Source organism: Cytobacillus sp. QJM3NY_8, assembly GCF_056173585.1.
On record NZ_CM149681.1, the window covers coordinates 5,116,920 to 5,136,734 of the forward strand.

Sequence of the window (19,815 nt, forward strand, 5' to 3'; positions counted from 1 at the left end):
ATTATTAAGCTTTTTCCGAAACTCTTCCCGGATCCTTTATTCCTTGAATAAGGAGATTGGTCTGCAGCTGGATATATTCATCGATGCTGTACATTTTCTGCAGTGACCAGCGGCGGAATGCCCACATTTGCCCCTGGACAAAAATGTTATGGGCAATCATTTTGATTTTTTTCTCCGGCAGGTCCAGTTCCCCGTTCTCGACACAAAGTGTAATGACATGCTCGAACATGCCGACCATTTCAATTTCTTTTTTCAGAACATATGGAAGCGCATCCTTTGTCAGAGCCTTTACTTCCTGGTACATGACGAGCACTTCATCCTGCATTTCATCGACAACCTTGAAATAGTCGGCGATGCCTTGTTTCAGGCTTTCAAGCGTGCCCTGTTTCGTATCAAGACCTTTTTGAAGCCGTTCAGCGACCTGGTCATAAATGCTGTCACAAACCAGATATAGTACGTCTTCCTTCGTACGGATGTATTCATAAAGCGTTCCAATACTAAAACCAGATGCCTTCGCGATTTCTCTAGTTGTTGTACGATGGAACCCTTTTTGGATAAAAAGGGTGACGGCACCTTTAATCATCTGATCACGTCTCTTTTTGACAAGACGCTCATCTTTAACAGAAGCCTGCACTTCCCGTTTTTTCATTGTTTACCTACCGCCTCCCGTGAATCATAATGCCTGTTTATAAATGTGTATTAACTTATGAATTCTGCCCGTTGATTTCCGCTCCAGGATGCTCGCTTTCCGCGGGGCGGGCGGTGAGCCTCCTCGACGCTCTGCGTCTGCGGGGTCTCACCTGTCCCGCTACTCCCGCAGGAGTCTCGCACCTTCCGCTGCAATCAACTCATTGCTTAAACTTAGTCAGCAGCTCTAAAGACACAAATTTTACCAAAACGACCCGTTTTAGAACATTTATTTCGTTACCATACGAGAGATTACGAGACGCTGGATTTCCTGTGTGCCTTCGTAGATTTGCGTAATTTTGGCGTCACGCATGAAGCGTTCTACCGGATAATCCTTTGTATATCCGTACCCGCCAAAGATTTGGACGGCATCTGTTGTTACTTTCATAGCCGTATCACCAGCAAGCAGTTTGGACATGGCAGATTCTTTTCCGTATGGAAGCCCTTCTGACTCCAGCCATGCTGCCTGGTACGTTAATAGTCTTGAAGCTTCAATGCTTGTGGCCATGTCTGCCAGCTTAAATCCGATTCCCTGCTGGGCAGCAATAGGCTTGCCAAACTGCTGGCGTTCTTTTGCATATTCAACTGAAGCATCCAGTGCGCCCTGCGCGATCCCGACTGCCTGGGCAGCTATGCCGTTGCGGCCGCCGTCAAGTGTCATCATGGCAATTTTAAAGCCTTCGCCTACGTTTCCTAGAACGTTCTCAACCGGAACCTTGCACTCTTCAAAAATGATTTCAGTTGTAGGTGAGGAACGAATACCCAGTTTCTTTTCCTTCTTGCCGACTGAGAAGCCTTCAAAGCCGGATTCCACGATAAACGCTGTTGTTCCTTTATGTTTGGAAGCTGGATCTGTCAGGGCAAATACAACATAGATATCTGCGATTCCGCCGTTTGTGATGAAAATTTTGCTGCCGTTTAAGACGTAATGATCACCCTCAAGACGTGCCGTTGTTCTCATTCCGCCGGCATCTGATCCGCTGCCTGGCTCAGTAAGGCCATAAGCGCCAATTTTTTCACCCTGGGCCATAGGCTTCAGGTATTTTTGCTTTTGCTCTTCGCTTCCGAATTTGAAAATCGGCCAGCCTGCCAGAGATGTATGTGCTGAAAGAGTTACACCTGTAGAGGCACATACTCTGGAAAGCTCTTCAACTGCGATGCAGTAAGCAAGGTAATCACTGCCGATTCCGCCATACTCTTCAGGCCACGGAATCCCTGTTAAGCCAAGCTCCGCCATTTTGTCGAAAATCTCTCTGTCAAAGCGCTCTTCTTCGTCGCGTTCAGCAGCAGTCGGCGCCACTTCATTCCTGGCAAAATCGCGCACCATTTTTCTGATCATTTCATGCTCTTCACTCAATTGGAAATTCATTGTCTTTCCCTCGCTTTATATGGATTCGTTGATATATGGTGAATTCATTATTGGTCTGTTTCTTTACAGCTGTTTGCTGATGACAATCCGCTGAATTTCGCTTGTGCCTTCATAGATTTCGGTAATTTTGGCATCACGGAAGTAGCGCTCAACCGGGTAGTCTTCCGTGTAGCCGTAGCCGCCGAATACCTGAATGGCTTCTGTTGACACGTCTACTGCTGTTTTGGATGCAAACAGCTTTGCCATTGAGGCTTCCAGTCCGCATTTAATGCCGCGCTGGCGCATGTCTGCTGCGCGATAGATTAATAGTTTTGCAGCTTCGACGCTTGTCGCCATGTCTGCAAGCTTGAATCCGACACCTTGCTGAGCAGCGATCGGCTTGCCGAACTGTACACGTTCCTTCGCATAGCTTGCGGCTGCTTCAAAGGCTGCTTCTGCGATTCCAAGCGCCTGCGAAGCAATACCGATCCGTCCGGCGTCCAGATTGGCCATCGCAATCTTGAAGCCTTCTCCTTCATTGCCGAGAAGATTTTCAGAAGGAACACGCATATCCTCAAATGTCAGCTGAAGCGTTCTTGAGCCGTGCAAGCCCATTTTGTGCTCATCCTTCCCAAATACAAGGCCTGGCGTATCTTTCTCTACAATAAAAGCGGAGATGCCTTTGCTGCCAAGCTCCGGATTTGTGGATGCAAATACAATATATACGTCTGCTTCGCCAGCATTCGTGATGAACACTTTTGAACCATTAATGACATAATGGTCTCCATCTTTTACCGCACGGGATTTCAGGCTTCCCGCATCCGAGCCTGCGCTCGGTTCAGTGAGGCAAAAAGCTCCGAGGTACTCGCCTGAAGCAAGCTTCGGAATATATTTCTGCTTTTGCTCTTCCGTACCGAAGTAAAGGATTGGGTTTGTTCCAACCGATGTGTGGACCGATAAAATAACGCCCACTGTCGCACTCACACGGGACAGTTCATGGATGGCGATAATGTAGGAGGTAAAGTCCATTTCGGATCCGCCGTATTTTTCAGGAATCGGTATCCCCATCAGGCCAAGCTCGCCCATTTTGCGGAGAATCTCCCTTGGAAACTCCCCCTGCTCCATTTTTTCCACAAAAGGGGCGATTTCCGTTTGCGCAAAATCACGCACCATTTTCCTCATCATTTCCTGTTCTTCTGTAAATCTCAGGTTCATTTGTATACCCTCCGATGCCGCCTGGCTCTATTCAGCCGGGCTCCTGTGATTATTTTTCGTAAACGTAGAAGCCTCTGCCTGTCTTCTTGCCAAGCCAGCCAGCTTTTACATATTTTCTTAACAGCGGGCATGGACGGTATTTATCATCGCCAAAGCCTTCATGCAGGGTTTCCATAATATACAGGCATGTATCCAGGCCAATGAAATCAGCCAAAGTCAGCGGTCCCATTGGATGGTTCATGCCAAGCTTCATCACTTCATCAATGGCCTCTTTTGTCGCAACCCCTTCATAAAGCGTGAAGATTGCTTCATTAATCATCGGCATCAGGATGCGGTTGGATACGAATCCAGGAAAGTCATTCACTTCTACCGGCACTTTTTTAAGCGTCTTTGTGATGTCTTCAATGGTTTGATACACTTCGTCTGCAGTTGCAAGGCCACGGATGATTTCTACTAGCTTCATCACTGGTACCGGGTTCATAAAATGCATGCCGATGACTTTTTCCGGACGTTTTGTGGCAGCCGCGATTTCTGTGATAGGAAGGGATGATGTATTGCTTGCCAGAATCGCATGTTCTGGAGCGATTTCATCCAGCTGGCTGAAGATCTTTGTTTTAATCTCCATATTTTCAACGGCTGCTTCGATGATGAGCTCAACGTTCTTTGCGTCCTGCAGATCAGTTGAAGTGGTTACATTTTTCAGCACTGTTTCCATGTCTTCCGCTGTCATGCGCTCTTTTTCCACCTGGCGGGAAAGATTCTTTTTAATTACGCCAATGCCGCGTTCAACAAAATCCGGCTTTAGGTCGTTTAAGATGACGCTGTAGCCTGCCTGCGCACAAACCTGCGCGATTCCTGAACCCATTTGTCCAGCACCGATTACCATAATGTTTTTTACGTTCATATTTGTATCCTCCGATCTTGGGCTTTGGCCTGTATTTCTATCGATTCGGCTGGTAAATCCTGCTTTTCGGCCGGTATTTTTATGAAATTGGCCGGTAAATAGCGGATTTTGGCCGGTAAGATGTTCATATAGACCTTCATTGTTCCATGTGGCCGATAATTTGATTATTTTGGCCGTAAAATCCTAATTGCGGCCGATATGATCAGTTGCGTCTCTCGCTTGGCCGGGCTGCACCGCCGTCCTAAAACAGATTACTGCTTCGGAACCTCAATCATCACCGCATCCCCCTGGCCTCCGCCGCTGCAGATGGCCGCAATGCCGATTCCGCCTCCGCGGCGCTTCAGTTCATTCATCAGTGTTAGGATGATTCTCGCTCCGCTCGCGCCGATTGGGTGTCCAAGGGCAACGGCACCGCCGTTAACATTCACTTTCTCTTCATCAAGACCGGCAATTTTTCCGCTTGTTAAAGCAACAGCCGCAAATGCTTCGTTAATTTCAAATAGGTCAATCTCTTCCAGGGTTTTTCCTGTCTTTTTCAATAGAGCATTAATGACAAGTCCAGGGGTTTGCGGGAAATCCTTGGCTTCCACTGCAAGCGCTGTATGGCCAAGAATATAGGCTCCCGGCTTTTTGCCTTCGCGTTCTGCCCGCTCTTCGCTCATCAATACTAAGGCTGCTGCTCCGTCGTTAACGCCAGGCGCATTCCCCGCAGTGATCGTACCATCGGAGTTAAAAACCGACCCCAGCTTAGCCAGCTTTTCTAAGGAAGTATCTTTACGCGGCGATTCATCCTGGGAAACAACGATTGGCTCACCTTTTCGCTGCGGCACTTCCACCGGCACGATTTCCTCTGCCAATCTGCCGGATTCCATTGCTGCAATGGCACGTTCATGGCTTCTCAGTGCCCAGTTGTCCTGCGCTTCACGGCTGATTTCAAACTCTTTAGCTGTCGAGTTTCCGTATGTTCCCATATGGACGCCTGTGAAGCTGCAGCTTAATCCGTCATGAACCATTAAGTCCTTAACCGTTGAATCACCCATGCGCAGCCCCCAGCGCGCTTTCGGCAAAATATAAGGAGCATTGCTCATGGATTCCATGCCCCCGGCCACGATGACTTCCTCGTCACCCGCCCGGATAATCTGATCCCCTAATGTGACGCTACGCATGCCGGAAGCACATACTTTATTGATCGTTTCCGTTTTCACTTCCCATGGCAAGCCTGCTTTTCTTGCAGCCTGACGTGAAGGGATCTGGCCCTGGCCGCCCTGGAGAACGGTTCCGAGAATCACTTCATCTACGTCCTCTGGATTGACGCCGGCGCGGTTCAGCGCTTCTTTTACTGCAAATCCGCCAAGGTCAGAAGCTGAAAAGCTGCTAAGCGCTCCGGCAAATTTTCCAAAAGGTGTTCTTACTCCGCTAAGAATTACGGTTTTCCCCATTAAGAATCGCTCCCTTGTACTATTAATTTAAAATGTTCTAATAATTAATTTGAAAAAAAATCGGGTCTATGAAGCAGTTCTGGTTGAAGTTAAATATCAGTGAAGGCGCGTTGGCTGACTGAACGCTCGCTCGAAAAAACCGCGAAATCAAAGGATTTTCTCCCTCATCAGCAAACAAGCAAAATTGTAAGCGCTTTATCATATTCTATTTTACTAGAAAAATAGCAGAAATTGAAACACTTTACACAAAATTCTGGTAAAAACATTTTTCGTCAAAATGCTTTAGCTGAAATTTGCTTCAGTGCTTCAATTTCCACTTTCAATATGTTAGGATGCTAAGTTCTGGCTTTCACCTATAACAGACTTTTCGAGAATTTCGGCAACATCGTACGTATGAACCTGTTCTTCCACTTCTTTTGCTTTCGTGCCATCTGAAAGCATCGTTAAGCAGTATGGGCATCCGGAGCTGATCACGGATGGATTCACTGCGAGTGCCTGCTCTGTGCGTGAGACGTTGATGCGGTGCCCTGTTTCTTCTTCCATCCACATTAAGCCGCCGCCTGCTCCGCAGCACATGCCGGTTTCGCGGTTTCTTTCCATTTCCACAAGCTTAACGCCAGGAATGCTCTTAAGGATTTCACGAGGAGGATCGTACACCTCGTTGTAGCGTCCAAGATAGCAGGAATCATGGAATGTGATCGTTTCTTCCACAGCATATTGCGGCTTCAGCTTGCCTTCTTCTACAAGCTTAGCAAGAACTTCAGTATGGTGATAAACCTCTGCCTCTAATCCAAAATCCGGATACTCATTTTTGAAAATGTTGTAGGCATGAGGATCGATCGTTACGATCTTCTTCACTTCATTTTTCTCAAACTCTTCAATATTCTTTGTGGCAAGCTCCTGGAATAAGAACTCGTTTCCAAGACGTCTTGGTGTGTCACCAGAGTTCTTTTCTTTGTTTCCAAGGATCGCGAATTTAACGCCTGCCTCATTCATTAGTTTCGCAAAGGAAAGAGCGATCTTTTGGCTGCGGTTATCATAAGATCCCATGGAGCCAACCCAGAATAAGTATTCAAACTCTTCTCCTGCCTTTTTCATTTCCTTCACTGTCGGAACATGAACATCTTCGCGTGCTTCTCTCCAGTCTTCGCGCTCCTTGCGGTTCAGTCCCCAAGGATTTCCCTGGCGCTCGATATTGGTCATGGCGCGCTGTGCATCCGCATCCATTTTACCCTCTGTTAAAACAAGGTAGCGGCGCAGATCAATAATCTTATCAACATGTTCATTCATAACCGGGCATTGGTCTTCACAGTTTCGGCAAGTCGTACAAGCCCAGATTTCTTCTTCTGTAATGACTTCGCCAATCAGGCTAGGGCTGTATGCAAGGCCTGCAGCAGCTTCTTCTGCACCCTGGCCTGCAGCAGCAAGGGCAAGCTGATTGCCTTTCGTATTTGAAAACGCAAATGTCGGCACCCAAGGCTGCTTCGAAGTGACAACAGCACCATGATTGGTTAAATGGTCACGCAATTTCAGGATTAAATCCATCGGAGAAAGCATTTTTCCCGTGCCGGTTGCCGGACACATATTGGTACAGCGTCCGCATTCCACACATGCATAGAAATCGATCATCTGATGCTGTGTAAAATCTTCAATCTTTCCGACACCAAAGCTTTCCTGTGACTCATCTTCAAAGTCGATTGCTTTTAATTTTCCCGGATTATCCAGACGGTTGAAATATACGTTGGCCGGTCCGGCGATTAAGTGAGCGTGCTTGGATTGCGGCACGTACACAAGGAAAGCGAGAAGGAATACTAAGTGAATCCACCATGAGATGTAAAACACAACTATTGAAGCCGTTTCACCCATCCATGCGAATGCACCGGCAATCAGAGAAGCAACCGGTTCTGTCCAGGTTCCTTCATGGCCATGCCAAATCATGCCCATTCCATTGCCAAGCAGTACGGAAAGCATGAGCCCTCCGATAAAAATAAGAACGAGACCTGATTTGAATCCGCGTTTTAAACGGACAAGCTTTTCCACATAACGGCGGTGGAAAGCCCAGATTACCGCTACAAGGATCATCAGGGTCACAATTTCCTGGAAAAAGGTGAAGCCAGGATATAATGGTCCAAGCGGCAAATGCGCACCTGGCTTAATTCCCTTGATAATAAAATCGATTGCTCCAAATTGGACAAGAATGAAGCCGTAGAAAAACATCACGTGGATAATTCCGCTTTTCTTATCCTTTAAAAGCTTCTTCTGGCCAAATACGTTGACCCAGATCTTCTCAAGGCGTTCTTTCACCTTGCCGTCAAACTCCACCTTTTTGCCAAGCTTGATATATTCAATCCGCGTCTTCACAACATAGACAAACAGGCTGATGGCGTAAGCGGTTACAAGAAGAAATGCAATTAAGTTGATCCATAATAAACCGTTCATAGACATGGTGCTCCTTTCTTCATCTTAGAAAATTTTAAAAACAATATAATTTTCTGAATTTACTCTTACTCCCATTATATTATGAATGAGCATTCAGTCAACCATTTTTAGTTAAACTTGTTCGAAAAATTTCATTATTTTCATTTATTAAATTCTTTATAAAGGTGAAAAGTCCTCCCATTTTGGGAGATTCCATGATAGAAAAAGCTCTGCAGGAAATACTAACAGGAAAATCCTGTCGAGAGGAAGATTGCATTGACTGTCTGGAATATCATTATGGCCGTTTTACTCGTCATCTCCTTATGGCTCTATATCGACTTTACATGGGGCCGGAAAAGCCATATGAAAAAACTTGAGCGGACCGCCTTACCCATCCGGCAGTCTGATATGGAACTATTTGCAGAGGGACCTGCTTTGTTTGATGATTTATTCTCCGAGCTAAGAAGAGCGCAAAAGCACATCCATATTTTATTTTATATTGTGAAGGATGATAAAATCAGCAAGGAGTTTTTAACCATTTTAAAGGGTAAAGCAAAAGAAGGAGTGGAAGTCCGCCTTTTGCTGGATTGGGCCGGAAGCTTTCCGGTTAAACGAAAAACCGTTAAGGATCTTAAAAGCAGCGGCATTAAGTTTTCGTTTGCACATGTGCCAAAGCTTCCATTTCTCTTCTATTCTTTCCAGGCCAGGAACCATCGGAAAATCACCGTTATTGACGGAAAGATCGGTTACAGCGGAGGCTTCAATATTGGCAAAGAATACATCAATCTGGATAAAAAGCTGAGTCCCTGGCGTGACTATCATTTGAAATTCCGTGGTGAAGGGGTAGAGGATCTGCAAAGAGAGTTTCTAATCGATTGGTATAAAGCAACAAAGACTGACCTGCTCGCAAACAGAGTCTATTTTCCTGAGCAGCCTGCAGGAGATTACCGCCATCAGTTCGCATCTTATAAAGGAGCATTTTTAGAAGAAAGCTTCTCCTCCTTAATTCGGAATGCGAAAAAGAGCATTACGATTGGGACACCCTATTTTATTCCGGGCAAAAGGCTTTTTCAGGATTTAATCCATGCCCTGGAACGCGGGGTAACTGTCAAGATACTTGTCCCATGCATTACCGATCATATTCTTGTTAAGGAAGCCTCCTATCTTTACTTAAGAACCTTGATTAAACAAGGAGCTTATGTGTATGAATACAAAAATGGCTTTTACCATGCGAAGGCGATCATCATCGATGATGAAATCAGCGATATTGGAACAGCCAATTTTGATAAGCGGAGCCTGTTTTTAAATTATGAAATCAATTGCTTTATTTATGACAAAGAGTTCATAAAGCAGATCAGGTCTGTTCTGGACAAAGACATAGACAATGCAAAGAGATTGACGCTAAAAGAATTAAACCGGCTGGACCCTTTACGGACATTCAAGGAAATGCTTGCCCGGTCTGTGGCAAGCTTCCTCTAAGAAAAGCGGAAGCGCCTTGCTCACGAAGGAACGCAGACTAAGAACGCCACGTCCTGTGGCAACGTCTGCATGACCCCCATCCTCCCAAAAGCTGCCGATTTTGGTCGTGCGATGATTATGCTGACGAAGCCTTCCTTGTCCTGGGGGCCCCAAGCACAAGACGAGCGTCCTGGAAAGGCGTTCTTTGCCTTTTTAGGAGGATTGCCCGAAATGTGGAGGTGACTGCCCAGGGATGACAGGCATAAGACAGTTCCTGTAAGAAGGCGTTCTTCCTTCTGAAAGGAACTGTCTTGTGACCTCGTGGGGGTAGGCTGCTTGCGCTAGACAGCTCTCGAAATACAAAGATTTACATTCTGTTAGATTATAGACCAGCATAAAGAAGGTGCTGCAAATTGAAAATAAGACTGGGATATGTTTCTCATGCCATCAGCCTGTGGGAGGCATCTCCTGCGAGAACATTGACTTTTACGCGCTATCAGCAATTGCCTGAGGAAGAAAGGCTGGAAAAGCTGAAGACCGTCACAGCAGTGAATTTGCAAAATACGTTAAGAATGCTTTATTTTAATATCGCCCATGAAATTCAGCTATATCGGCTTTCAAGCTCCATCGTACCTCTGGCCACGCATCCGGAGGTTTTATGGGATTTTGTCACACCCTTTAAGGAAAAATGGCTTGAAATTGGTGAATTGATTAAAAAACACGGGCTACGCGTCAGCTTTCACCCCAATCAATTCACCCTGTTCACATCTCCGCGTGACGATGTGACAAGAAATGCAGTCAAAGATATGGAATACCATTACCGGATGTTCGAGGCCATGGGGGTTGAAAACGAGAGCTTCATTAATATCCATATTGGCGGGGCTTATGGTGACAAGCTCACGACCATCCACCGTTTCCATGAAAATCTCAAGACACTGCCATCTCATATTAAAAAGCAAATGACACTTGAGAATGATGACAAAACCTATAACGCGGATGAAACCCTCCTGGCCTGCCAGAAAGAAAACATCCCCCTTGTGTTCGATTATCACCACCATATGGCGAACCTCGGCACCCGCCCGCTGGATGAGCTTCTCCCTGGGATTTTTCAGACGTGGGAACAAACAGGACTCAAGCCGAAAATCCACATCTCCTCTCCCAAATCAGAAAAAGCCTTCCGGTCCCATGCCGATTATGTTGACATTGATTTCATCAGGCCGCTTCTCGATCTGCTGAAAACCTTTAACCGGGATATCGATTTCATGATTGAAGCTAAAGCAAAGGACAAGGCTACGCTTAAGCTGACAGAAGATATCAGCAGCATCCGCGGGGTGAAGAGGATTGGCGGCGCGGAGGTAGAATGGAAATAAGAAAAGCGGAGGCGCCTTGCTCACCCCCGACAAGCACAAGATGAGCCTCACGGAAAGGCGTTCTTTGCCTTTTTGGGAGGATTGGCTTGTGACCTCGAGGGGGTAGGCGCCGCAGCTAGACAGTTATCTAATTCCGAAGTTTGTCATTCGTAATGGAAGGCGTTCCGCATGCGGAACGCCCCTTTATTTTAACTGAATCTCCTTCACCTTCTGTCTCTGCTCCTCAGGCCACCAGGCCCCACAGTCTTCAGAGACTACACAGGCAGCGCACTTTTGAAGGTCGTACACCTTCATACCAGTAATCGGAGGTGAATAAAGATGCAGTGTGACAAGGTTCTCCCTGCCTGCACTCTTCATTTTGTGCACACCTTTTTTGAGAGCAAAAAAGAAGGAGTCTTTGGACTTTATCTCTGCAAGAAGCTCAATTGGGACGTCTTCCTTCACTTCATAAACAGTATTTTCCGCATCTCCATTTAACACTTGAATCCATCCCTTTGAATTACCATGATCATGCGGGGAGCATTCGATATCTGACCAGTTCATGACAAGCAGCTCCACTTCTTCACTTTGGTAAAGCAGCTTGCGGTAGTAGGGTTTTCCATCTGCCGGCTGCAAGTGAGGAAGCAACTCCTCAAGTTTGATATCAAGTGATGCCAAAGCCTTTCTAAGTTCTTCTGCAGAAGGTGATTTCAATGAATCCAAACTGTTTTTAAACCGTTCCTTCAAGGCCACTAAACGACTCCCCCTTTACTGTGGATTATCGTTTCCTCCATGAAAAATATTTCAGCTGACCATTCACCATGATCACTCCTATAATAATTATGATTCCGCCCATAAAGCTTATGAAGAAAATTTTTTCACGAAGCAATAAAACGGCCGCAATAAAGGTAAATAGCGGCTCCATATAGATAAACATTGATACTTTGGAAGCTTCCAAAACCTCGAGAGCCTTGGACCAGTACCAGTAGCCAATCCCCGACACAAATATGCCCAGAAACAATATATGAGCCCATTCAGAATCGGATAAAAGATGGAACTTCTCCCACCCTCTGTCTCTCATTAAAAAGGGAATGGTCAACACGCATCCAAGCAAACTCATATAAAAAGTGACCACAAGGGAAGGAAGCTTAATTTGCAGTTTTCTCACCAAAATCGAATATACGGCCCAATTCAGTGTACTTAGGATCATGAGGAAATACCCTATATTTAAAGCAAATCCCAGCGTCTGGCCGCTTCTCGCTCCTGTTACCATGAGGACCCCGGAAATCGCAGTTATAATGCCCAGCGTCTTAAGAAATGTCAATTTTTCATGGAGAAAAATCATGGAGAGAAGCACGGTAAAAACAGGTGAAAAAGAAATGATCCACCCCGCAGATGAGGCGTCTATTGTCTTTAGAGCTGATACCTGGATGACCTGATGGATGAAAACGCCGAGTACACCGAGAACAATTAAATGGGGAATATATTTGAGCGGAATCTGGAGCGGATATCTTTTCAAGAGAAGCACAAGGAGCAGAAAAGCTGCCCCGATGGCAAACCGGAGCATGATCAATGTATAAGGGTCCAGCTTATCCAAAACAGCTTTTGTGGAAACAAAAGAGACTCCCCAAAAACTGATCGAAATGGTTGCAAAAAAAGAGGCTGCCAATTGTGGCTTCATGGGCGAGCATGTCCTTTCCGGAAGGTTTCTACCATGATATGCTCGTCCCGAAGTAAAATGCTGAGTTTAGTTTGATTTACTTGCGGATTGTATGCAAAATTTATTAATTTTTTGCTGATTTGCCGGGTTGGCAGACTAATTTTCTGAGGATTAGCCCGTAACTTTTTGGTTTGCTGCCTGTTTTCGGTTTGTTTGCAGGTTTACCAGGTTTGTTTGCTTTTTTCCTGATTTGTTTGCCAATTTTAGCTATTGTTTGCTGATTTCCCAGGTTTATTTGCAACATTCCGGATTTATTTGCAAAGTTCACATTTAGACATAAAGGGTGCCCATAACTTACGTGGACACCCTTTTCAATTATCTCAATATTCCCTGCAGCCAGGGCAGAACCACTTCATATGCTTTAAACCCGAGGTAAATGCCGACTATCCCCATAATGCCAGGCAGTGCGGGCGGTGCGGGTATCGGCAGCTTCATGAAAGCAAAGACAAATCCGACGAGAAATCCTGTAAGTATGGATAAAAGAACGATTTTCATGAGATCCTCCTAAAATAACATATGCCTTTAGCTTCCCCTTTTTCGTCAAAAACATGAAAAAGCCGGCACCTATAAGTGCCAGCTTTGAGTTTTACATTTTTTCCGGTGCAGATACGCCGATTAATTTCAGAGCATTCTTCAAGGTAGTCTGAACGGCTTTGATCAGTGCCAGTCGGGCTTTGGTTCTTTCCGGATTTTCCGCATCCAGTACTTTTTCAGCATTATAGAAGCTGTGGAAAGAAGAAGCCAGTTCATAAATATAGTTCGTGATTCTGTGCGGCATGCGCTTTTGCGCAGCTTCTCCGACAGCCTGCGGGAATTCGCCGATTTTCTTCAGAACGTCGATTTCCTTTTCCGCCTGAATCAGGGAGTAATCTGCAGCTTCGGCAGACATGCCCTGCTCTTCACCCTGGCGCAGGATGCTGGAAATACGCGCGTGTGCGTACTGGGCATAGTAAACAGGGTTTTCATTTGATTGTGAGACAGCCAGATCAAGGTCAAAATCAAGATGCGTATCTGCGCTTCTCATCGCAAAGAAATAGCGAGTTGCGTCCAGTCCTACTTCTTCCACAAGGTCACGCATCGTTACCGCTTTGCCGGTACGTTTGCTCATCTTCATTTTTTCGCCGTTTTTGTACAAGTGTACAAGCTGGATGATTTCGACTTCGAGCGCCTCACGGTCATAGCCAAGCGCCTGGATGGCCGCTTTCATGCGCGGAATGTAGCCATGGTGGTCAGCACCCCAAATGTTGATCAGCTTTTCAAAGCCTCTTTCAAGCTTGTCTTTATGGTAAGCGATATCTGGAGTCAGATATGTGTAAGAGCCGTCATTTTTAATAAGAACACGGTCTTTGTCATCACCGAAAGCAGTTGAGCGGAACCAGGTTGCACCCTCTTCTTCGTAGATGTGGCCGTTATCCTTCAATGCCTGAAGGGCTGTGTCGATTTTGCCATTATTATAAAGAGATGTTTCAGAATACCAAACATCAAATGGCACACGGAAATCTTCCAGATCCTGCTTCAGCTTTGCCATTTCATATTTCAGGCCGTATTCACGGAAAAAGTCAAAACGCTCTTTTTCATCCGCATGTACATACTTATCGCCATACTCATCAGCCAGCTTTTTGCCGATGCCGATGATGTCTTCGCCATGGTAGCCGTCAGCCGGCATTTCTTTTTCAAGGCCAAGAGCTTGGAAATATCGCGCTTCAACCGATAGAGCCAGATTGTTAATCTGGTTGCCGGCATCATTGATATAGTACTCACGGGAAACCTCATAGCCAGCTTTGTCTAAAATGTTGCATAGGGAGTCGCCGACAGCTGCCCCGCGGGCATGTCCAAGATGCAAGTCCCCTGTTGGGTTAGCTGAAACAAACTCGACCTGGATCTTCTGGCTGTTTCCAACTGTTGTTTCTCCGTACCGATCTCCTGCTTCCAGAACGGCAGGAATCAGATCAGTCAAATAAGAATTATTCATGTAAAAATTAATGAAGCCAGGTCCTGCGATTTCAATTTTTTCAATTGAAGCCTTTGAGCTGTCAAAATGAGCAATAAGCTCCTCTGCAATCATTCTTGGCGCTTTTTTTGCCACACGTGCTAATTGCATTGCCATATTCGTGGAATAGTCTCCATGAGCCTTTTCCTTCGGGATTTCCAGAATTACATCAGGAATCTGCTCTTCCGCTGCTAAGCCAGCCTTTACAACCGCATCCTTAATTTCCTGCTTTAATTTGCCTTGCACCTGCTCAACTATGTTCATTGTTCTCCTCCTCAAACGTAATCGCCAAATGATATGTACCTGCCTGGGATCCCTGCATTTTCAGATCGTATAAAATATCAATCGAACCTTCACCAGATTCGTGATCATATTGATGGACCATACGCTTTGTCACCGTGCCCATTTCAAACACTCCGTAAGGCGTTTCATAGCTGCCGCGGAGCTTTTTATTCATTCTAAAAGGGAGCCTCATCTTTACGGCGCCGCTTCGTAAAATCAGTCCGTCTGCATCGGACATTTTTATGATCGTCTTTACTGTTCCCTCTTCCATTACTTCATCATACTGAAGGAATCGGGCAGAATCTTTTATATAGTATCGGCCAAAAGCAGTCAATTCAAAAGTCTCTTTGCTGCCAAGCTTGCGAATATCTGTCTTCACATTAATCTTCACAGGCATTTGTTCCGCTGAGCGACTGGACAACGGCAACACTTCCTTTTCATCATATATAACTATATAAGTATAAATACTCGCTGGGGAAAGTGCAAGAAGGTGACAGAAAGAAAAGCGGAAGCGCCTTGCCCACCCCCGACAAGCACAAGACGGGCCTCCCAGAAAGGCGTTCTTTGCCTTTTTAGGAGGATTGGCTTGTGACCTCGAGGGGGTAGGCGCTGGAGCTAGACAGTTATCGACGTTCAGTATTTCTTGAATAAAAAAACGGAGACCGAAGTCCCCGTTTATTTTTTATTAACCCATCCAAGAATCATTTCCCGGATCAGTTTGCTTGCTGTATTGGCTGTTTGTTCAGATGGATCATAGATGGGCGCAACCTCGACAAGGTCAGCTCCAACGACTTTAACATCTGAATGGGCAATTTCATGAATAGAAGCAAGAAGCTCTCTTGACGTAATGCCGCCTGCGTCGACTGTGCCTGTTCCCGGCGCGTGGGCAGGGTCCAGAACATCAATATCAATCGTTACATAGACCGGACGTCCTGCAAGCTTAGGAAGAATATCTTTCAATGGCTTATGCACTTCGAATTTTGAAATGTGCATGCCGACTTCCTTCGCCCACTGGAATTCTTCTTTCATGCCGGAACGGATGCCAAAAGAATAGATATTGCCAGGACCAATCAAATCAGCTGCTTTGCGGATTGGCGTTGAATGAGATAATGGCTCCCCTTCATAATCCACACGAAGGTCTGTATGGGCGTCCATGTGGATAATCGCCAAATCCGGATATTTTTTGTACATTGCTTTGATGACAGGCCAGGAAACCAAATGTTCTCCGCCCATGCCAAGCGGAAATTTATCCTCCGCCAGAAGCTGATCGATAAACTCCTCAATCATATCGATGCTTTTCTGCGGATTTCCGAATGGCAGCGGAATATCGCCGGCATCATAATATTTTACCTCTTCAAGCTCACGGTCCAGGTATGGGCTATACTCTTCAAGCCCGATTGACACTTCTCGGATACGGGCAGGGCCGAAACGGGAGCCCGGACGATAGCTGACTGTCCAGTCCATTGGCATTCCATAAATGACCGCTTCACTTTCCTCATAACTAGGATGGCTTTTAATAAACACATTGCCTGAATAGGCTTCATCAAAACGCACCAAGGTCATCCCTCACTTTTTATGTATTCAAGAAGGCTGCTCTGAAACGCAGCCTGTCCATTACTTCACTAAATCTGCAACAAATTTAGGCAATACAAATGCCGCTTTATGCAATTCTTTCGTATAGTATTTTGTTTCGATCTCATGGAAGCGATCTTCGCTTACTTCTAATGGATCGTATTTTTTAGATCCGATTGTGAACGCCCACATGCCGCTTGGGTAAGTAGGGATATTCGCAGTGTAAAGACGAGTGATTGGGAAAATTTCTTTCACATCGCGCTGTACGTTGCGGATAAGGTCCGCTTTGAACCAAGGGTTGTCAGACTGGGCCACAAAGATGCCGTCTTCTTTTAAGGCTTTAGAGATTCCAGCATAGAAGCCTTTCGTGAATAGATTTACCGCAGGTCCTACCGGCTCAGTTGAGTCAACCATGATCACGTCATATTCATTTTCGCTTTCGGCAATGTGCATGAAGCCATCGCCTACCTGCACATCAACGCGAGGGTCATCAAGCTTGCCTGCAATCTCAGGAAGGAATTTTTTTGAGTACTCAATAACCTTTCCATCGATATCCACAAGAGTCGCCTTTTTCACGCTTGGGTGCTTAAGGACTTCACGGATGACGCCGCCGTCACCGCCGCCAACAACAAGAACGTTTTCAGGGTTTGGATGTGTGAACAAAGGAATATGCGCAACCATCTCATGGTAAACAAACTCATCCTTGATTGAAGTCATAACCATGTCATCAAGAAGAAGCATATTGCCCCACTCTTCTGTTTCCACCATATCAAGCTTCTGGAATTCTGTCTGTTCTGTATGTAAAGTACGCTTCACCTTCATCGTAATGCCAAAGTTCTCTGTTTGTTTCTCTGTAAACCAAAGTCCCATTCTTTAATCATTCCTTCCATAAAAAAATGAATTATCACTAAAGAGCAGCAAAAAGCATTTTCATCTTTTATACTTCCCTAACATGCAAATAACAAACACAGAAAAAGTATAGATGAATCTAGCAAAATTGCAAGAAAAATTTCGCTAATTAGTAGAGAAAGATGTTTAAAATCGCTCTGTTTTTTCAATACTGAATACATAGAGCACTTATTAGGGAATTATTTGGATACCTCGCCGCACTTATCGTTCAACTTTTAATTTAATCGGCCACTTTGGAACCTTTATCGGTCAGTTTTTATCTTTTCGGTCACTTGGCGCTGTATCAACTTTTCACTATAAAAAACAGATAAATAGGGGGTGCTTGATATGGAATTAATGACGGATCAGCGTTTTCGAAAAACGATGAAATATTTGCGTGCAGTTCTCATTATTAGCTTAATAGGAATGGCTTTAGCCGCCGTGATGATCGGAGGCATTCTGGTATATGCCAAAATTTTGGGGCCGCCGCCGCTCGCCGTTCCGCAATCGACTTTATTTTTCTCGGATGATGGCACGGTTATCGGTGAAAGCAACAACGGCCAAAAACGCTATTGGGCACCACTCGATGACATCAGCCCGCATTTAATTGATGCGACGGTCTCGATAGAGGATAAGAATTTTTTCGAGCACAATGGATTTGATTATAAAAGGATCGCAGGTGCCGCCCTCGCTGATATAAAGGCAATGGCCAAAGTTCAGGGTGCCAGCACCATCAGCCAGCAATATGCCCGCAACCTGTTTCTTGAACATGAAAAAACCTGGAAGCGGAAATTGCTTGAGGCCTTTTATACCATCAGGCTTGAGATGAATTATACGAAAAAGGAAATCCTTGAAGGTTATTTAAATACGATTTATTACGGCAATGGAGCTTATGGCGCACAGGCAGCAAGCCAGTTCTATTTCGGGAAGGATGCAAGTGAGCTGTCATTAGCTGAGGCTTCCATTTTATCCGGCATCCCTAAGGGTCCTGGCATCTACTCGCCATTTGCATCAGCAGAAAAAGCAGATCAGCGTCAGAAAGTGATTCTGCAGACGATGGTGAAGAACGGGCTCATCAGCCAAAAAGACGCAGATCTTGCGGCGGCAGAAGAGCTTGAGCTGGTTGGCGAGCACATGCACCCAAGATCGAAAACAGCCCCATATTTTCAGGATGCTGTCCGCAATGCCCTTAAAACACAGCTGAATCTGGATGACCGTACGATTGAATTGGGCGGATTAAAGGTTTATACCACTTTGAATCTGAAGGAACAGGAAATCGCGGAAGAAACAATAGATAAGCTTATTTCAAAAGACTCGGAGATTCAGGTCGGAGTTGTTGCCATGAATCCGAAAAACGGGTATGTGAAAGCAATGGTTGGCGGACGTGATTATGAGGCAAGTCCCTTTAACCGTGCAGTCCAGGCAGTCAGGCAGCCAGGATCGACGATAAAGCCTCTTCTCTATTACGCGGCATTGGAGCAGGGCTTCACCCCTTCCACCCCAATCCGGAGCGAGCAGACGACTTTTCGGTTTGAAGACGGTACGCCGGACTATACACCGCATAACTTCAACAGCAAGTATGCGGATGACGATATCACAATGGCCCAGGCCCTTGCTCTATCTGACAATGTCTACGCGGTGAAAACTCATTTATTTTTAGGGGAAGAGACGCTTGTCAATACAGCCAAGAAATTTGGCATTACCTCTAAGATGGCGAAGGTGCCGTCCCTTGCACTCGGCACATCCGGCATGAGAGTCATTGAGCTTGCCAACGCTTACAGCATGTTCGCCAATGGAGGAAAAAAGATCTCCCCGGTACTGATTAAGCGTGTGGAGAACCATAAAGGCGAAGTCATCTACGAGCAGGAGCCATTCCAGATGAAGATTCTGAAGCCTGACCTTGCTTTCGTTATGACCCACATGATGACAGGTATTTTTGACCGGAAGCTGAACGGTTATGCCCAAGTAACGGGAAGCACAGTCATCAACGATATGACCCGCCCTTACGCCGGCAAGTCCGGTTCAACAGAAACAGACAGCTGGATGGCCGGCTTTACACCACAGCTTGTCACAGCGGTATGGACCGGCTATGACAAAGGCCAGGTCATTACAAAAACCGTTGATAAAACGTATGCCAAAAACATTTGGATCCGGTTCATGGAGGAAGCCCATAAAGGAAAGCCAGCCAAGGAATTCAAAGCGCCCAAAGATACAGTCGGCGTCTACATTGATCCATCCAACGGGAAAATTGCCGGGGAAAACTGCCCGGTCAAGCGCCTAACCTACTTCGCAGAAGGCACAGAACCTGCGGAATACTGTACAGACCACTTGAGCCATAAAGAAGAGAATAAAACTGAGCAGCCGGAAAAGAAGCCTGACACACCTTGGTATAAGAAACTGTTTCGGTGGGCTTCGTAACGGTGACAGGCATCTATACCACTTGTAAAACTGGTATAGGTGCCTGTCATTTTAATAAAAGTGAAAAACCCCGGGGTCCGAATCCCGGGGTTTTTCGTGTCCTAGTGCTATATTGTGCCTTCACACT

16 protein-coding genes are annotated in these 19,815 nt (G+C 45.7%); 3 read left to right on the plus strand and 13 right to left on the minus strand.

What is annotated here, in order from left to right; all coding sequences use genetic code 11:
• Positions 1 to 4: 4 nt before the first annotated feature.
• The 6 genes from AC0VZ9_RS26015 to AC0VZ9_RS26040 all read right to left on the minus strand — a co-directional run bounded on the left by AC0VZ9_RS26015 (position 5) and on the right by AC0VZ9_RS26040 (position 8,032).
• The gene (locus AC0VZ9_RS26015) at positions 5 to 649 is read right to left on the minus strand and encodes a TetR/AcrR family transcriptional regulator (RefSeq protein ID WP_019380586.1); all 645 of its coding nucleotides are present in this window, start codon (positions 647 to 649) and stop codon (positions 5 to 7) included.
• A 267-nt stretch (positions 650 to 916) separates the two neighbouring features.
• Positions 917 to 2,056, minus strand: a complete 1,140-nt coding sequence (locus AC0VZ9_RS26020) for an acyl-CoA dehydrogenase (protein WP_019380585.1) — start codon at positions 2,054 to 2,056, stop codon at positions 917 to 919.
• A 63-nt stretch (positions 2,057 to 2,119) separates the two neighbouring features.
• Positions 2,120 to 3,250 (minus strand): acyl-CoA dehydrogenase, encoded by a 1,131-nt coding sequence (locus AC0VZ9_RS26025; RefSeq protein WP_009332306.1) that lies wholly within the window; start codon positions 3,248 to 3,250, stop codon positions 2,120 to 2,122.
• A 49-nt stretch (positions 3,251 to 3,299) separates the two neighbouring features.
• Positions 3,300 to 4,154 carry a 3-hydroxybutyryl-CoA dehydrogenase gene (locus AC0VZ9_RS26030; RefSeq protein ID WP_475396931.1) on the minus strand — a complete coding sequence of 285 codons (855 nt, stop codon included), beginning with the start codon at positions 4,152 to 4,154 and terminating at the stop codon, positions 3,300 to 3,302.
• Positions 4,155 to 4,405: 251 nt separating this feature from the next.
• The gene (locus AC0VZ9_RS26035; protein WP_019380583.1) at positions 4,406 to 5,593 is read right to left on the minus strand and encodes an acetyl-CoA C-acetyltransferase; all 1,188 of its coding nucleotides are present in this window, start codon (positions 5,591 to 5,593) and stop codon (positions 4,406 to 4,408) included.
• Positions 5,594 to 5,920: 327 nt separating this feature from the next.
• A complete protein-coding gene (locus AC0VZ9_RS26040; protein ID WP_009332309.1) occupies positions 5,921 to 8,032 on the minus strand; it encodes a (Fe-S)-binding protein in 2,112 nt (703 codons plus the stop codon).
• Between the two features lie 276 nt (positions 8,033 to 8,308).
• Between AC0VZ9_RS26040 and cls the strand changes: the two genes are divergently transcribed.
• Positions 8,309 to 9,490, plus strand: coding sequence for a cardiolipin synthase (gene cls, locus AC0VZ9_RS26045; protein WP_251264443.1), 1,182 nt, complete (start codon positions 8,309 to 8,311; stop codon positions 9,488 to 9,490).
• A gap of 392 nt (positions 9,491 to 9,882) precedes the next feature.
• The gene (gene uvsE, locus AC0VZ9_RS26050; protein WP_251264420.1) at positions 9,883 to 10,839 is read left to right on the plus strand and encodes a UV DNA damage repair endonuclease UvsE; all 957 of its coding nucleotides are present in this window, start codon (positions 9,883 to 9,885) and stop codon (positions 10,837 to 10,839) included.
• A 183-nt stretch (positions 10,840 to 11,022) separates the two neighbouring features.
• Here uvsE and AC0VZ9_RS26055 read toward each other — a convergent pair whose 3' ends face one another.
• The 7 genes from AC0VZ9_RS26055 to speE form a co-directional block, all read right to left on the minus strand.
• Entirely contained in the window at positions 11,023 to 11,571 is a 549-nt protein-coding gene (locus tag AC0VZ9_RS26055; protein WP_475396932.1) for a cysteine dioxygenase, read from the minus strand.
• A gap of 25 nt (positions 11,572 to 11,596) precedes the next feature.
• Positions 11,597 to 12,499, minus strand: a complete 903-nt coding sequence (locus tag AC0VZ9_RS26060; RefSeq protein WP_217026003.1) for a DMT family transporter — start codon at positions 12,497 to 12,499, stop codon at positions 11,597 to 11,599.
• A gap of 354 nt (positions 12,500 to 12,853) precedes the next feature.
• Positions 12,854 to 13,033, minus strand: coding sequence for a XapX domain-containing protein (locus AC0VZ9_RS26065; protein ID WP_009332314.1), 180 nt, complete (start codon positions 13,031 to 13,033; stop codon positions 12,854 to 12,856).
• 91 nt (positions 13,034 to 13,124) lie between these two features.
• On the minus strand, positions 13,125 to 14,792 hold the full coding sequence (gene argS, locus AC0VZ9_RS26070; protein ID WP_019380576.1) for an arginine--tRNA ligase: 1,668 nt from the start codon (positions 14,790 to 14,792) through the stop codon (positions 13,125 to 13,127).
• Positions 14,779 to 15,231 carry a YwiB family protein gene (locus tag AC0VZ9_RS26075; RefSeq protein WP_019380575.1) on the minus strand — a complete coding sequence of 151 codons (453 nt, stop codon included), beginning with the start codon at positions 15,229 to 15,231 and terminating at the stop codon, positions 14,779 to 14,781. The genes argS and AC0VZ9_RS26075 overlap by 14 nt, the downstream gene beginning before the upstream one ends.
• Before the next feature lie 254 nt (positions 15,232 to 15,485).
• Positions 15,486 to 16,364, minus strand: coding sequence for an agmatinase (speB, locus tag AC0VZ9_RS26080; RefSeq protein WP_026041615.1), 879 nt, complete (start codon positions 16,362 to 16,364; stop codon positions 15,486 to 15,488).
• A 60-nt stretch (positions 16,365 to 16,424) separates the two neighbouring features.
• Complete coding sequence (gene speE / locus AC0VZ9_RS26085) at positions 16,425 to 17,252, minus strand: spermidine synthase (RefSeq protein WP_009332318.1); 828 nt, start codon at positions 17,250 to 17,252, stop codon at positions 16,425 to 16,427.
• A 366-nt stretch (positions 17,253 to 17,618) separates the two neighbouring features.
• Between speE and AC0VZ9_RS26090 the strand changes: the two genes are divergently transcribed.
• Positions 17,619 to 19,688, plus strand: coding sequence for a transglycosylase domain-containing protein (locus AC0VZ9_RS26090; RefSeq protein WP_019380573.1), 2,070 nt, complete (start codon positions 17,619 to 17,621; stop codon positions 19,686 to 19,688).
• Positions 19,689 to 19,815: the final 127 nt, after the last annotated feature.